This window comes from Cupriavidus sp. H19C3 (assembly GCF_049393815.1).
Classification (GTDB): domain Bacteria; phylum Pseudomonadota; class Gammaproteobacteria; order Burkholderiales; family Burkholderiaceae; genus Cupriavidus.
Genome location: NZ_CP184986.1, coordinates 1,805,545 through 1,818,990 on the forward strand (window position 1 = coordinate 1,805,545; position 13,446 = coordinate 1,818,990).

The 13,446-nt window shown below is 67.7% G+C and carries 16 protein-coding genes; 5 read left to right on the forward strand and 11 right to left on the reverse strand.

Translation table 11 applies throughout. The features are described from left to right. Nucleotides 1-60 precede the first annotated feature (60 nt). On the reverse strand, nucleotides 61-918 hold the full coding sequence (locus DFLDMN_RS27620) for an SDR family oxidoreductase (RefSeq protein WP_423200594.1): 858 nt from the start codon (nucleotides 916-918) through the stop codon (nucleotides 61-63). Nucleotides 919-1,255: 337 nt separating this feature from the next. On the opposite strand from DFLDMN_RS27620, the gene DFLDMN_RS27625 reads away from it, so the two are divergent. Both DFLDMN_RS27625 and DFLDMN_RS27630 read left to right on the forward strand, forming a co-directional pair. Further along, nucleotides 1,256-1,819 (forward strand): BON domain-containing protein, encoded by a 564-nt coding sequence (locus DFLDMN_RS27625; protein WP_423198930.1) that lies wholly within the window; start codon nucleotides 1,256-1,258, stop codon nucleotides 1,817-1,819. Nucleotides 1,820-1,929: 110 nt separating this feature from the next. Further along, nucleotides 1,930-2,571: a ParB-like protein gene (locus tag DFLDMN_RS27630; protein ID WP_423198931.1), complete on the forward strand. Its 642-nt coding sequence runs from the start codon at nucleotides 1,930-1,932 to the stop codon at nucleotides 2,569-2,571. A 76-nt stretch (nucleotides 2,572-2,647) separates the two neighbouring features. On the opposite strand, the gene DFLDMN_RS27635 is transcribed toward DFLDMN_RS27630, so the two are convergent. Then, nucleotides 2,648-2,929 (reverse strand): hypothetical protein, encoded by a 282-nt coding sequence (locus DFLDMN_RS27635; protein WP_423198932.1) that lies wholly within the window; start codon nucleotides 2,927-2,929, stop codon nucleotides 2,648-2,650. Nucleotides 2,930-2,941: 12 nt separating this feature from the next. On the opposite strand from DFLDMN_RS27635, the gene DFLDMN_RS27640 reads away from it, so the two are divergent. Further along, on the forward strand, nucleotides 2,942-3,283 hold the full coding sequence (locus DFLDMN_RS27640; RefSeq protein ID WP_423198933.1) for a hypothetical protein: 342 nt from the start codon (nucleotides 2,942-2,944) through the stop codon (nucleotides 3,281-3,283). A gap of 111 nt (nucleotides 3,284-3,394) precedes the next feature. Here the strand turns inward: DFLDMN_RS27640 and DFLDMN_RS27645 are convergent, their stop codons facing one another. After that, nucleotides 3,395-4,429 carry a DNA topoisomerase IB gene (locus DFLDMN_RS27645; protein WP_423198934.1) on the reverse strand — a complete coding sequence of 345 codons (1,035 nt, stop codon included), beginning with the start codon at nucleotides 4,427-4,429 and terminating at the stop codon, nucleotides 3,395-3,397. 272 nt (nucleotides 4,430-4,701) lie between these two features. Between DFLDMN_RS27645 and DFLDMN_RS27650 the strand changes: the two genes are divergently transcribed. Beyond that, a complete protein-coding gene (locus DFLDMN_RS27650) occupies nucleotides 4,702-5,382 on the forward strand; it encodes a DUF4142 domain-containing protein (protein WP_423198935.1) in 681 nt (226 codons plus the stop codon). Between the two features lie 25 nt (nucleotides 5,383-5,407). Here DFLDMN_RS27650 and DFLDMN_RS27655 read toward each other — a convergent pair whose 3' ends face one another. From DFLDMN_RS27655 to DFLDMN_RS27665, 3 genes are all read right to left on the reverse strand, one after another. Further along, nucleotides 5,408-6,388: an alpha/beta hydrolase family protein gene (locus DFLDMN_RS27655; RefSeq protein WP_423198936.1), complete on the reverse strand. Its 981-nt coding sequence runs from the start codon at nucleotides 6,386-6,388 to the stop codon at nucleotides 5,408-5,410. Then, nucleotides 6,375-7,547 (reverse strand): DUF3182 family protein, encoded by a 1,173-nt coding sequence (locus tag DFLDMN_RS27660; RefSeq protein ID WP_423198937.1) that lies wholly within the window; start codon nucleotides 7,545-7,547, stop codon nucleotides 6,375-6,377. The genes DFLDMN_RS27655 and DFLDMN_RS27660 overlap by 14 nt, the downstream gene beginning before the upstream one ends. 226 nt (nucleotides 7,548-7,773) lie before the next feature. After that, the gene (locus DFLDMN_RS27665) at nucleotides 7,774-8,310 is read right to left on the reverse strand and encodes a low affinity iron permease family protein (RefSeq protein WP_423198938.1); all 537 of its coding nucleotides are present in this window, start codon (nucleotides 8,308-8,310) and stop codon (nucleotides 7,774-7,776) included. Nucleotides 8,311-8,480: 170 nt separating this feature from the next. Here DFLDMN_RS27665 and DFLDMN_RS27670 point away from each other — a divergent pair, with 170 nt between their 5' ends. Beyond that, nucleotides 8,481-8,798 carry a BON domain-containing protein gene (locus tag DFLDMN_RS27670; protein WP_423198939.1) on the forward strand — a complete coding sequence of 106 codons (318 nt, stop codon included), beginning with the start codon at nucleotides 8,481-8,483 and terminating at the stop codon, nucleotides 8,796-8,798. 70 nt (nucleotides 8,799-8,868) lie between these two features. On the opposite strand, the gene DFLDMN_RS27675 is transcribed toward DFLDMN_RS27670, so the two are convergent. The 5 genes from DFLDMN_RS27675 to DFLDMN_RS27695 form a co-directional block, all read right to left on the reverse strand. Further along, nucleotides 8,869-9,330, reverse strand: coding sequence for a PRC-barrel domain-containing protein (locus tag DFLDMN_RS27675; RefSeq protein WP_423200595.1), 462 nt, complete (start codon nucleotides 9,328-9,330; stop codon nucleotides 8,869-8,871). 129 nt (nucleotides 9,331-9,459) lie between these two features. Next, nucleotides 9,460-10,065: a hypothetical protein gene (locus DFLDMN_RS27680; RefSeq protein WP_423198940.1), complete on the reverse strand. Its 606-nt coding sequence runs from the start codon at nucleotides 10,063-10,065 to the stop codon at nucleotides 9,460-9,462. Between the two features lie 23 nt (nucleotides 10,066-10,088). After that, entirely contained in the window at nucleotides 10,089-10,466 is a 378-nt protein-coding gene (locus tag DFLDMN_RS27685) for a hypothetical protein (protein ID WP_423198941.1), read from the reverse strand. A 335-nt stretch (nucleotides 10,467-10,801) separates the two neighbouring features. Further along, complete coding sequence (locus tag DFLDMN_RS27690) at nucleotides 10,802-11,608, reverse strand: sensor histidine kinase (RefSeq protein WP_423198942.1); 807 nt, start codon at nucleotides 11,606-11,608, stop codon at nucleotides 10,802-10,804. Nucleotides 11,609-11,726: 118 nt separating this feature from the next. Continuing rightward, nucleotides 11,727-13,127: a sigma-54-dependent transcriptional regulator gene (locus DFLDMN_RS27695; RefSeq protein ID WP_423198943.1), complete on the reverse strand. Its 1,401-nt coding sequence runs from the start codon at nucleotides 13,125-13,127 to the stop codon at nucleotides 11,727-11,729. Nucleotides 13,128-13,446: the final 319 nt, after the last annotated feature.

Below are 13,446 nucleotides of genomic sequence, written 5' to 3' on the forward strand. Positions count from 1 at the left end.
GGCTCCCTCGATGATGATGCAAGACAGGTGGTCGATCTGGCGCAGGCGAATGGGCGGCCGTCAGGCATTCACCACCTCCCCGCCGTTGATATGCAGGATCTGACCGGTGATATAGCTCGCCGCGTCCGAAGCCAGGAACACGTAGCCCGCGGCCACTTCATAAGGCTGTCCGGGCCGGCCCATCGGCGTCTTCTTGCCGAACGCCTCGACCTCTTCCGCCGAGAATGTCGACGGAATCAGCGGCGTCCAGATCGGTCCCGGCGCCACGCCGTTGACGCGGATACCGCGTTTGACGATCTGCAGCGCCAGCGAGCGTGTGAACGCGACAATGGCGCCCTTGGTGGCGGAATAGTCGAGCAGGTGTGCGCTGCCGCGATAGGCCGTGACCGAGGTCGTATTGAGAATCGAGCCACGGTCGCGCAAATGCGGCAAGGCCGCACGCGTGACATGGAACATCGCGAAGACGTTGGTGCGGAACGTCGCGTCGAGCTGCCCGGTGTCGATGTCCTCGAGCGATTCGCGTGGATGCTGCTCCGCCGCATTGTTGACGAGGATATCGAGTTCGCCAAAGCGTTCGAGCACCTGGCGCACCACGGCCTCCGCGTGGCCCACCTCGCCGAGGTCGCCGGCGATGGCCAGCGCCTGGCCCCCGGCCGCCTCGACCAGCCGCACGGTTTCCTGCGCGTCCTCGTGCTCGTCGAGATAGGCGATGGCGACGTCGGCGCCTTCGCGCGCAAAGGCCACCGCGATGGCGCGGCCAATGCCACTGTCGCCGCCGGTCACCAGCGCGCGCTTGCCGGCCAGCCGGCCGCTGCCGACATAGTCGTCGGCGCCGCTGTCAGGCCTGGGTGTCATCTCGCTTTCGCGCCCCGGTTGGCGTTCCTGGTGTTGCGGAGGGATTTTCTTGGGCGTTGCCATGTCGATCTCGCGCTGATTCATGTTCGGGATGTCATGGACCTTCGCGCAAATTCCATGCCGCACGGCACGCCCCACTACACCGTGCCCGCGGCGGCACGCCGAGGCGAATGCCTGAGTAACGGTTACAAGCCGCGTTACAAGCTGTGGCAACGATTGCACTTCGGCGACACGGAGGAGCGTGCGAAAGCTGCCATCGCCCGACACCGATCCCACCCCACCGCCGGGGCATGCTTTTTGCACGGGATGGGCGGTCATCTGCACGTTGTCCGGCTGGCCCGTGCCTGCCGGCGCCGTCATCGACGTGCGGGTGTCCCTGAGACAGGTCAAGGAGAAAGACATGCCCAACCATCGCCTCGGCAATCCCTACAGCGGCCGCGACACGATGCAGTACGGCGGCTACGATCCCACCGGCAATGCGGAAGACACGCCGGAAAACTGGCGCATGCGCATGGAGCGCGACCGCGCGCAGCGCGGCGGCCAGCCCAGCTACGGCGGCGGCTATTTCGGCGACAGCGGGCGCGGCGGGCAATCGTTCAACGGCGCGCAGCGGGTCTATCCCGGCGATCCCGGCTATCGCGCGCATCCCACGCGTCCGCAAGGGTATGCCGGCACGCGCGCCGGAAAGCCGCAGGGTCCGCGCAATTACCAGCGCGCCGATGACCGCGTGCTCGGTGACGTGTGCGAGCGCCTGGCCCTGAATCCGGATCTCGATGCCTCCGATCTCACGGTGCACATGGCGAACGGTGTCGTCACGCTGGGCGGCACCGTGACGGACCGCCGACAGAAACGTCTGGCGGAAGAGAGCGCCGCCGATGTCTACGGCGTCATGGACGTCGAGAACCGCATTCGCGTGGGCGCCGCCGGCAGCGATCCGTCCGAACGCACGCTCAATCTCAGCTGAGCGGCGCGGTACGTGTTACGTGCGGCGTATTACGTAAGGCGCCCCGACGTAAGGCGCCCCGACGTAAGGCGCCCCGACGTATGGCACTCCGACGTATGGCGCTCCGACGTATGGCGCTCCGACTGAAAGCGGGCGCGCGGCTGCGCGTACCGGTGGACCAGTTGCGGCCGACGCAAATCACCGTCGGGGCCTACCACGTCGCCCAGAAAATGCATGTCACGCGGCGCGTGCCACGCGAGCGGCTATGGGCCTTCCTGGACCGCCATCAGATCCACATCGTGCTGGGGCCCGGACATATTCCGTTCGTCGTGGATCATCATCACTGGGTGCGCGCGTGGCACGAGATGGGCATTGCCACGGTGCCCGCGCTCGTGCGCGCGGACCTGAGCCACCTGTCGTGGCGCGCGTTCTGGCTCGATATGGTCAAGCACCACCTGGTCCATCCGTACGACGAGCATGGCCGGCGCCAACCGCTGAAGGCGCTCCCCGACGATATCCATGGCATGCGCGACGATCCGTATCGCAGCCTGGAGGCATTCGTGCAACTGGCCGGCGGCTATCGCAAGGTCAAGACGGCCTATCCCGATTTCCGCTGGGCCGATTTCTTCCGCCGCGAAATCGACGGCCCGCTCGATTCTCATCATGCGTTTGCGGTGGCCCTGGCGCGTGGCGTGAAGCTGGCGCTGAGCCCGAAGGCGCGCCGGCTGCCCGGCTATATCGGCCCGCATCCGGCACGCGTGCGGCACCGGTAGGACCGTCGATGCACCGGACCGGCAGGTGCGCTTGCGCGCGCCCTTCACCGTAAGGCGGGCCGCTGCCGTAGCGTCCCTAGCGTCCCCCGCGTCCGGCCCGTGCCTCGTCGCGCGCGTGCGTCAGCACGCAGCACAGCAGCAGGTAGGCACGTTTGAGTTCACTGGCTGCCTCGCGCGCGCAGCCCGCATGCGCATGGACAAAGGCGGCGTCGAGCCGTGCCTCGATGCCGCTTTCGACATCGGGCCGCGTAAAGATTTCACGCGGACGGTTCTGCCACAGCGCCATGGTTGCGGTGCGCCGGCTCTCCAGCGTGAGTGCGCACCACGGCGCGCGCTGCGCGCTCAACTCCAGGCGCATCGAACAAAGCGCATGGAGCAGGACACGGGTCTGGCGCAAATCGGCGCCACGCAGCGCACGCACGCCGCGACTGCCCTGGTGTGGCAGAGTGGCGAGACGATGCAGGCGGGCGGGCTGAGCAGAGGCGGAAGCCTGCAACGCTTCCGGAGATTCCGTTGCCCGGCAGCTGCTTTCTGCCTGGGGGCAAGGGATAACGGCTGGTTCCACAATGGCCTCGTACTACGAATTGTTTTGATGTTTTGCCTGAATTGGTCACCGCGGGGCTGCAGCTACAGCATCCGCGCTACGAACCTGCCGCAGCACCACGCGATGTCCTCCGCCCTCATGGATGCAATTGCCATGCCGGATGCGTGAGGCCACACTGCGAAAGCAGATCTGCGCGGGCACGTACCCCCGCGCTGACTCCGCCATCGCCGCAAGCTCCGCCATTGCCGCAAGCTCCGCCATCGCCTCTCCGGGCCGGTGCTACGCTGCCTTGCGTGCGGTGAGTTGCGGTGCGGCGGTGGCCTCGAGCAGCGCCAGCAGGCGCGCTTCGTCGGCCCGCAGCCGCAAGCCTGTGCGCGCACCCGGCAGGGCCTGCAGCGTGTCGGCCATAAAGCCGGTCAGCACGTCCGGATGAACGTAGCATTTGCGGCAGACCGCGACGGTATTGCGCAGGCGCTGCGCCACCTCCTTGATTACCGCCGCCACCGCCTTCTTGCGGGCGGTCTCGCTATCGGCCACGGTCTTGCGCAACAATGCCAGCGCGTGGACGCTGCCGGCCCAGGTGCGAAAGTCCTTGGCCGTGAATTCGCCGCCGGTCACTTCCTGCAGGTACGCGTTGACATCGGCGGAGCCCACTTCGCGGTAGCCGCCCTCGGCATCCTTGTACTTGAAGAGCCGCTGTCCCGGCAGGTCGGCACAGTTGCGCACGATGCGCGCCAGACGCGCATCGTTGACCGACACATCGTGCGTAATGCCGCTCTTGCCGGTGAACTGGAAGCGCAGTCGGCTGCCGCGTATGGCCACGTGGCGGCGATGCAGCGTGGTGAGCCCATAGGTGCGGTTCTGCTTGGCGTAGCGCGGTGTTCCCACGCGTACCAGGGTGGCGTCGAGCAGCGTCACCACCGCCGCCAGGATCTTTTCGCGCGGCATGCCGTTACGGCGCAGATCGCGCGCCACGCGGCCACGCAGGCGCGGCAAGGCATGACCGAACGCCATCAGGCGCGCGTACTTGTCGGTGTCGCGCAGCGCGGTCCAGTCCTCGTGATAGCGGTATTGCTTGCGCCCCCGCGCGTCGCGCCCGGTCGCCTGCAGATGGCCGAGCGGATCCGCACAGATCCATACCGACTCGTAGGCCGGCGGGATGACCAGCGCTTCGATGCGCGCCAGCGTGGCCGCGTCTTCCACCCGCTTGCCGTCGGCATCGACATAGTAGAAGCCGGTGCCGGCCCGCTTGCGCAGGATGCCGGGCTCGGTGTCGTCGACATGACGCAGGCGGACGGGTGAGGAGGTGGCCATGCGGGCGCTCCATGCAGGTCTCGTGCCACGGCGTGAAACGCGGGGGACGATGCCGGCACGCCGGCTTCCTGTGCCATCGCACCGCTCGGGTCATCCGGCCGCGTCGGGGCCGGCAGTCTGCCTCGGGCCCCGCTGTTGCATGTTTTACGCGCGCCCGGTGCAGAAAAGGGGCCGCGCCCGGCGCGCGCGCATTTCGTACAAAGCGGCCGGGAATGCTTCTTGCGCCGGTCAGGGCGGGTTCCCGTCCTGTGTCGCCGCAAGGAGCATTCACCATGAAGCCGAACCAAAATGACATGTCACGGCAGACGGGATTGCACACGGGCCGCCGGCTGCCGGGCCTCGCGGCCGGCATTGCCCTGGCGTCCACGTTGGCGTCTGCGTTTGTCTCCGCCTTTGCCCAACCATCGGCGTTCGTTCCGGCCCAGGCCATCGCACCGGCGCCGGGCGAATCGCGCGTACCACCCAATCCCGCCCCGACCAAACCGCCCACCACGTCACTCTCCACCGACGACCTGCGCTTTGTCGACGAAGCGATCATGGCCAGCGAGATGGAAGTGGCCGCCAGCGAGCTGGCGCTGCAGGTGTCCAGCGATCCGAAGGTCACGGCGTTTGCGCGCCGCATGGTGAAGGACCACGGCGCGGCCGCCGAGGCATTGCGCAAGCTTGCGCGCGAACAAGGCGTGACGCCGCAGAAGCGTGTGCCCGAGGCGCCCGAACTCGCGCGGCTGCGCTCGCTCAAGCCGCCACAGTTCGAGGAAGCGTATATCCGTACCGTGGCCGTGGATGCGCACGAGCAGGCCGTGCTGCTGTTCCAGAACCAGGCCACCCGCGGCAAGGATCCCGCGCTGCGCGCCTATGCCGACCGGCTGTTGCCCATGCTGCGCGAGCACCTCAAGGCAGGGCACGAGATGGAACAGCGCGTCACGGCCAGCATCGTGGATGCCGTACGCTGAGACGGCGCGCGCGGCCACACCGCCATCATTCCGCCGCGCGCGGCGCCGAGGCCGCGATCACCTGCGGATCGTTCTCGTCGTCGTCGGACGCCGCTGGCGGTGCGGGCGCCTCGTCGGGTGCGAGACCGCCGTCCGCCGCGCCAGGCACGCCCACGATGCCGGACGACCCTGGCCTGGCCGTTGAGGCCGCCAGCGCCGACGCGCCGCTGGCGGACGTGCCGGCAGAAGTGTTGGACGGCTTGGATTGCCGGGCCGGCACCGGCGGACCGGTGCGCGCCTCGGTCACCATCTCGCGCAGCCACCCCACCAGCAGCCTGCCGTAGGCGCGCTGGTTATCCTCGGTCGACAGGCCGTGGTCGGCGCCCTTCAGTTCGCGATACGTGATGGACGACGCCTGCACGCACGCATCGACGTAACTCAGTACCGCGGTCTTGGGCACGATCACGTCATGCTCGGACGAAACCACCAGCACATCGCCCTTGAAGTTGGTGCATGCGCGCAGCGCGCGATTGGTGTCGGGCATGACCACCTTGCGGCGATAGGCCACGAGATCCTGGTCCTTGTGGAGCTGCCGCTTGGGTGAATCCCAGCCGCTGTCCATGTACAGCGCCGGCGCGCGCAACGCCATCCAGCGTACCGGACGCAATTCGCACAACACGGCCGCCAGGTAGCCGCCGTAGGAACTTCCCACCACCGCGATCGCGTTGCGATCGACCTCGGGATGCCGCACCAGCACGTCGTACGCCGCCAGCACGTCGGCCAGGTTGCGCATGCGGCTGACCGTCTCGTACTGCGCGGAGGTACCGGCGTGCCCGGTCAGGTCGAACGTCATGCAGACGCAGCCGAGACCCGCCACTTCGCGTGCGCGCGCCAGATACTGTTGCTGGCTGCCACCCCAGCCGTGCACGAACAGCACGCCGGGCAGCTTGGTGGCGGGCATGATCAGGGTGCCCGCGATGGCACCTTCATCGGTATGGATCTGTACGGATTCCTCATGTGTTGCCATCGGATCTCGACTCCAGAATTGCGTACTTGACCAGGGGGCCGACGTTTCTGTCCTCGCCAGAGAAATACACGTCGGCGCCCGCCGGGATCGGCACCTGGTTCCCATAGACCTCGCGCGTGCTCGCGGTAGCGCGATGACAGCGCGGATCGTCGCGGAAGGCGGCCAGTACCGCAAGCTCCGCGCCAGTGGCGCCACCCACGCGCCACGACTGCTCCAGCACGCCGAGCCGGCGCTGCCCCCCATCCGTGCCCATCGCCACATCGTAGTTGCAGCGCGACACCAGCATGCCGGGGAAGCAGGCGACCGCGGCCGCGTGATAATCGATGGCCGCGCGCACCGCATCGCGCAGGTGACTCTCCAGCGGATACGCCAGCAGGTCTTCCAGCGTACCGCGCACGGCGCGGAGCGTGGAGCCGCCGTACACCATCTCGCCCGCATGATTGCGCGTCAGCGACTGCGTGCCGCAGTAGCTCGCGCGCAGTTCGCCAATCTCGACCTGGCCAACACTGAAGGTGGTCACGTCGTCGAGGTTCCGCTCCAGGACGATGCCTTCTTCCGCGATCGCCCGCGGGTCGAGCGCGCCGATGGCGGCCACCAGTTCGGCTTCGCTGGCCACCACATGCTGGCCGAGTCCGCCGATGCCGCACGGCTCCTTGACGCGCACGACGCCGTCGCGCAGCATCGCCCGCCCCGCCGCCAGTGCATCGTCGGGGGTGAAGGCCGTATAGCCAGGCAACACGCAATGCCGCACGCGCCGGGCAAAGTCCTCGCTCCAGCCCTGCGGCGCCGTGGCATCGGGACGCACGAGACCGTGTGAGATGACCTTGGTACCCACGAATGCGTGGGGCACCACGCCACCAAACAGGTCGGCAAGACTGGCGATGCCGAGTTGCCGCGCGCAGTCGAGACCGACCAGTGTGTGGGCGGGCACGAAGTAAAAACGGCCCTCGCCCGCGCGGTGGACGGCCGCGTCGTAGAGCCCGGCAAAGGTATAGCCGCCGATGGCCGCCACGCGCCGCGCAACTTCCGCCAGCGTGGCGCCCTGGTGGCTGGCGGGATCGTCGCAGTCCGCGCGCCCATAGGCGACGACCTGGACGCCGCGTGCGTCGGGCTCGGGTGCGATGACTGCTACTGCGTCTGGTATTGCGGTGGTCGCCAAGGTGCGCTCCTGTCTCGAAGGCCTGCCAAGCACTGCATCGTTGCCGGTGTCGCGCGGTCGGCGCGAGACACCGGGATACCTCTACCGCGCTTTACCCCTCTTTTTACCCCCCTTCTTTGCCGCTCTTATCGGCTGTTTTCCTTTGCTCCCGCTGTTTGCCGCGCAGGTATTGCCACGAGAGAAATCACCGCGAAGAACATGCCAGCCGCCGCGCTCAGTGCCACGCTCAGTGCCGGGCCCGACCGCGCTCGTGCCGCGCCTGCGTCTTGATGGCGTGAATCTCGTCCGCCTCATCGAGCGAGTGGCTGACGGAGACGTCGCCCTCCTGGTCCGCGAGGTCGGCGAGGTGCCGGTAGAACTTGACCAGCTGGCGCAATTCCTCCTCGTCGAGATCCTCGATCGAGACCAGGTGATTGCTGGCCTCGCGATGCGATGCCAGCAACTCGTTGAGCTTGAGGTGTACGGCGACCGAATCCTTGTTCTGACTCTGCTGGATCAGGAACACCATCAGGAACGTCACGATGGTGGTGCCGGTATTGATCACCAGTTGCCACGTCTCCGAGTAATCGAACATGGGCCCGGTAAGCGCCCATGCCGCCACCACCAGCACGGCAAGCGTGAAGGCCACCGGTGACCCCGCATGCCGCGTGGCGCTGCCGGCAAACCGGTCGAACAGGTGCATGAGCCGATGGCGCGGGCGGCCGACGGAAGCGGATTCCACGCGCCGGGGCGCGGGGGGATGGGAATGGGATGGGGTGTGCATGACAGCGCTCCCTCGGGATGGCACTGATCGGATTCTACGAAGCGGCCTCGCCGAAAGTTAGCGGGCGGTGTCCTACATGGCCCAGGTCCTGCAGTGGCGCGCCGCAAGACTGGGCGGACGGCATGGTACGTGCTACGGTGAAGGCACACCCAACTCGACGAGAAACCACCATGCCAGATGACGAAGACGAAATGCTGCGCGAACGCGTGGGCACCTGTATCGCCGAAGTCTGCGGCGGCGACATGCCGGATACGGTCGCCGTACATGTGGCCGACCGCCGCGTCACCTTGACCGGACGAGTCGAGGACATCGACCTCTCGCAGCGGCTGGAGAAGGCCGCGGCGACGCCTCCCGGCGTGCTGGGCGTATCGAACCAGCTGACGACACGCGTGCCGCCACCCGATGAACCGCCGGGCCAGCCGCGCGCGAGCGGCATGCGCGCCGACCCGTCGGAAAAGCCGTCGGGCCAGATCAATCACAAGGTATGACGGGATGATGCGACGATGCGGCCGGGGGGCGTAAGGCCCGCCCGGCCGCACCGTCACCCGCGCGCGGGCCTCAGGCCCACGGATCGTAGCGATCCGATTCCCAGTACGGCGAGATGCCGTAGTACTCGTGGATGCTGGTGGCCCATTGCGAGTTGGCCATGGTCGGCCAATGCTCCTTGTCAAAGCCTGGCGCGGCCTTGAGGCGATCCTTCTCCACCCCGAGCACAAAGCATTTGCGGCGCGTGTCGAGCGTGAGTGCCGACCACGGCAGCGCATGGAGCTTCTCGCCGATGCCGAGGAAGCCACCCATCGCCAGCACCGCATAGGCAATGCGGCCGCCCAGCACGTCGAGCATGATGTGGTCGATGGTGCCGATCTCCTGCCCCGAGGGGTCGACCACCCGGTTGCCTTCCAGCGTGTCCGAAGCCATCACGAATGGGCCGCACCCCGACGGGTTCTGGTCCGCGCCGCCGATGATGGCCGCGCCGCGCGGCGGAGTGCCCGGGGGCGTTTGCGGTTCATTGGGATTGATCACGACTTTTCTCCTTGATACGACGTGAATGCAACGGTCATCGAACGGGTCAGGCACACCTCAACGCACATCGGCACGCTTCACCGACATCATCTGACTTCAGCGCACCGACTGCAACAAACGGCAGGCTCAGCGCGGCGCATCCGCGCGCGCCTGGGCAGGGCGCGGCGGCGCGAGCGGATCGAAGTCCTCCCAACGTCCATCGCGCCACTCGCCTTCCGCGCGCTCCACTTCCTCGGCACCGCCCTTGCGCAGCAGTTCCGCCGCCAGCTCGGTGGTGTCCGGCGTCACGTGCGCGGCCAGCAGCACGCCGGCGTTGCGAACGCGCGGCTCGCCCGTGCGCGGGTCGCGCGGCTCGGTACTGGTCCTGGCCAGCGCGCCGACCAGCGAACCGAGATAGGCGCCCAGGCCGGTGGCGATGGCGAGAATCAGCACCAGCAGCCAGGTCTGCACCGGCGCCGCCGTCCAGGCACGCAGTGCCGCGCACACGCAGACCCCGACGCCCGCCCCCACGGCGGCGCCCAGCATCAGGCCGCGACCGGCACCCTTGCCGGTCTGCCGCGCGGCGGGATCGGTCGCACGGTCGCCGCCGATCGGGTAGGCGCCGTGCTGGCCGGGCGGATTGACGTAGAACATGTTGAGGTCATCCTGCCGGAACCCCTGCGCCATCATGCGGTTGGCGGTGGTCTCGGCACGGTCGAAGGTTTGGAATCGTCCTGCGATGATCGTAGACATCTTTTCGCTCCGTATTCAAGGAGTCAAGGTTTCTTGCCGCTCTTGCCGCTCTTGCCGGCGCTACCGGCCTTATCGGTGGCGCCCTTGCCGGTAGTGCCCTTGCGTGCGGCGGCCGGCTTCTCGCCCGGGGGCTGGTGTTCGCTGCCGGGCTTGAGCGTCCAGTCGACGTCGTCGCGCCGCGTCTGGGTCTGCTTCTCGGCATGCGCGGCCGCCCCCGGCGAGATCGGATCGCTGGCCGGGAACGTCATGTCGAGCGATTCGTCGACGGCGGATTGATAGGTGTCGTCCTTCTTGTCGTGGCCGGCACCGGAAGACTTCGATCCCGAGGTCTTGTCACGGGACGTTGCCGAGGGCTGTTGCGATCCCTTGCCGGCCTGTGCGGAAGCGTGGGCTTTTTGCATGGCGTTCTCTCCTGCGGGTATATGTATCTGGTCTGGAGCCACCACGGCTCAACCGGTCGTCATGCAAACTGCGCGCCAGATTCGCACGGAAGCCGTGGCGCGCACGCGCGCGCCCTGCACACACGGGCGCTGTGCAGTTTGTGCCGGCGCCGGTAAGAAATGCCATGAACGCGGCGGCCAGGCATGCGGAGGGGGCATGCGGCGGGTGGGAGCGAGACGGCGGGGGGACAGGGAGGGCGAGGGAGGGGGCGAGGGAGACGGACAACGACCGGCCGCGGGGCACGCCGGGCAGCGCCCCGGTCGACCGCGGGCCGACCGGCACAACAGGGGGGAGATCAGACGTGCTGGCGGGGAAAGCGCACCGCGATGCAAACGGTCACACTGTCCGCATCGCAGTTGACGTTTTCCGCGGTCAATTCGGCGCCCTGCAGCTCGACGATGCGGCGCGTGAGCAGCAGCGCGGTACTCTGGCGTGGCGTGGGCGTGCCATCGGTCGGCACCCGCCTGCCGAAGAAGTCGGTGAGCGTGGCCAGGCGGCCCGCGCCGCGGGAGCGGTCCACCGGCTGGCTCTCGGAAATGCGCAGCTTGACGAAATTGGCTTCGGCGGTCAGGTGCACGGTGACCGTGCCGCCGGCCGGCGCGCGCCAGACGCAGTGGATCAGCAGATGCCGCAGCAACGGCGCCAGGCGCAGCGCATCGCCCTCGACGACGAAGTCGTCGCCGCCCGCGATCTCGCACGCCAGCGGCTGCAGCAGCACGCCGCGCGCCTCGGCGGCGGCACGCTTGTCGGTAATCGCGTTCTCCGCCGCCACGCGCAGGTCGGTGGTCTCCCAGCCCGAGGCGCTATCGTCGATGAGCAGGCGTACCGCCTCCTCCATTTCCTCGATCAGCGCGAGCTGCTGTTGCATGCCCGAACGCATGCCTTCGAGCGCGCGCTGGGCCGGCGCCGGCAGCGACTCGACCGAGCGGTCGAGCACATAGCTCCAGCTCTGGATGGCGTTGAGCGAGGAGCGCAGATCGTGCGCGGCCTGCTCGATCAGCGTGGAGATCTCCGCGGCGCTCTCGACGGGGGCCGGGGCGCTCCCCGCGGCAGCGCCGGACGAGATGTCCGGTCGGGATGGAATCGGTGCGTCGGCCATCATTTGTCCGTGCGTGTCAGCCCATTGAGTGATGCGGTTCCCGCGAGCGATGTCCGCCATGCAAGAACCGTGCGCCGTTCGGGCGTGCGGGGCCGGCTGCACCATCGAATTCTTCTCGTTGTCATGCCGCTGGCGGGCTGCTCTCGCCATTGCGGGATGCGCGCAGCCACTCCGGCAGCTCGCCCTTGGCGGCATAGTCTTCCAGACGGTTGTATAAGGTCTTCAAACTGATACCCAAAATTTCCGCCGCGTGCTTCTTGACCCCGGCGCACTGCTCCAGGGTGGCGAAGATGAGCTGGCGGTCCGCTTCGGCCAGCGACATGCCGACCGGCACCGACACCACGGCGGTGCCCGGCGACGGCGTGGCCGCAACCTGCAGCGGAATCTGTACTTCGGTGATCACATCCTGGTCGGCCAGGATGTATGCGCGCTGGACAAAGTTGCGCAGTTCGCGCACGTTGCCCGGCCACGAATGCATGCGCAGGCTTTCCAGTACCCCGGCCGAGAAGCGCCGCTGCGTACCCTGCTCGGCATTGAGCTGTTCGAGCATGGTGTTGGCGATCTGCACGACGTCGTCGCCACGCACGCGCAGCGGCGGCAACTCGATCGGGAAGACATTGAGGCGGTGGTACAGGTCGGCGCGCAGCTTGCCGTCGGCCACGGCTTCCTCGGGATTGCGGTTGGTGGCCGCCAGCACGCGCACGTCGGCGTGACACTCGCGGTTGGTCCCCACGCGCATGAAGGTACCGGTCTCCAGCACGCGCAGCAGCTTGACCTGCAGCTCGAGCGGCATCTCGGTAATCTCGTCGAGGAACAGCGTGCCGCCGTCGGCGCGCTCGAAGTAACCCTTGTGCTGGCGGTCGGCGCCGGTAAAGCTGCCTCGTTCGTGGCCGAACATTTCGGATTCGATCAGCGTCGGCGAAATCGCGCCGCAGTTGACGGCCAGGAACGGCTGGCGGCGCCGCGATGACAGCTCGTGCACGGTCTGCGCGGCCAGTTCCTTGCCCGTGCCGGATTCACCGATCAGCAGCACGGTGGCTTCGGTCGGGCCGACCTTGCTCAGCTGGTCGTAGACGGCCTGCATCGCCTCGGAACTGCCGAGCAGACGGCCAAAGCGGCCATAGCGACGCAGTTCGCCGCGCAACGAATGGATTTCGGCCTTGAGCTCGCCGGTAGTGGCGATCCGCTTGAGGACCGCCTGCAGCCGCGTGACGTTGATCGGCTTGACCAGATAGTCGGTCGCGCCCATGCGCAGCGCCTCGACGGCGCTTTCCACGCTGGCGTAGCCGGTGGTCAGGATGACCTCGACGCCGGCCGAACTGACCTCGCTAAACAGCTCCATGCCGCTGCCATCGGGCAGGCGCAGGTCGGCCAGCACGGCATCGGGCATGCGCCAGCCGATCTGCAGGCGCGCTTCGCGCAGATTGCCCGCGGTCGCCGAAGAAAAGCCCTCGATCGCGACAATCTCGGCCAGCGCTGCGCAAGCGTTCTCGTCGTCGTCAACGATCAGAATATGTGGCATGGTCTCCAGGGAGTGGGCGTTGGGGGCGGCGGGGGCGCACGGCGGAATGTAACAGGAAGTGTAACGGCGCCCTCCGGCATGAGATGCCGGTGTCCGTCTGACACGGCTGTCGGACCTTGCCGCGACCGCCGCCGCGGCGGTAGCCACTGGCTGTTCCAACAGATAGCATAAGAACCATCATCCACCAATGCCGATGCGATTGCGCCCACGTTCCGCACGCTTCCACACGCCACTGCCTGCCCTGCCGCGCCCGCGCCTTACGGCATGACGGGCGGCCTTGGCGCCTCTGTGGCGCCTCTGTGGCGCCTCTGTGGCGGCG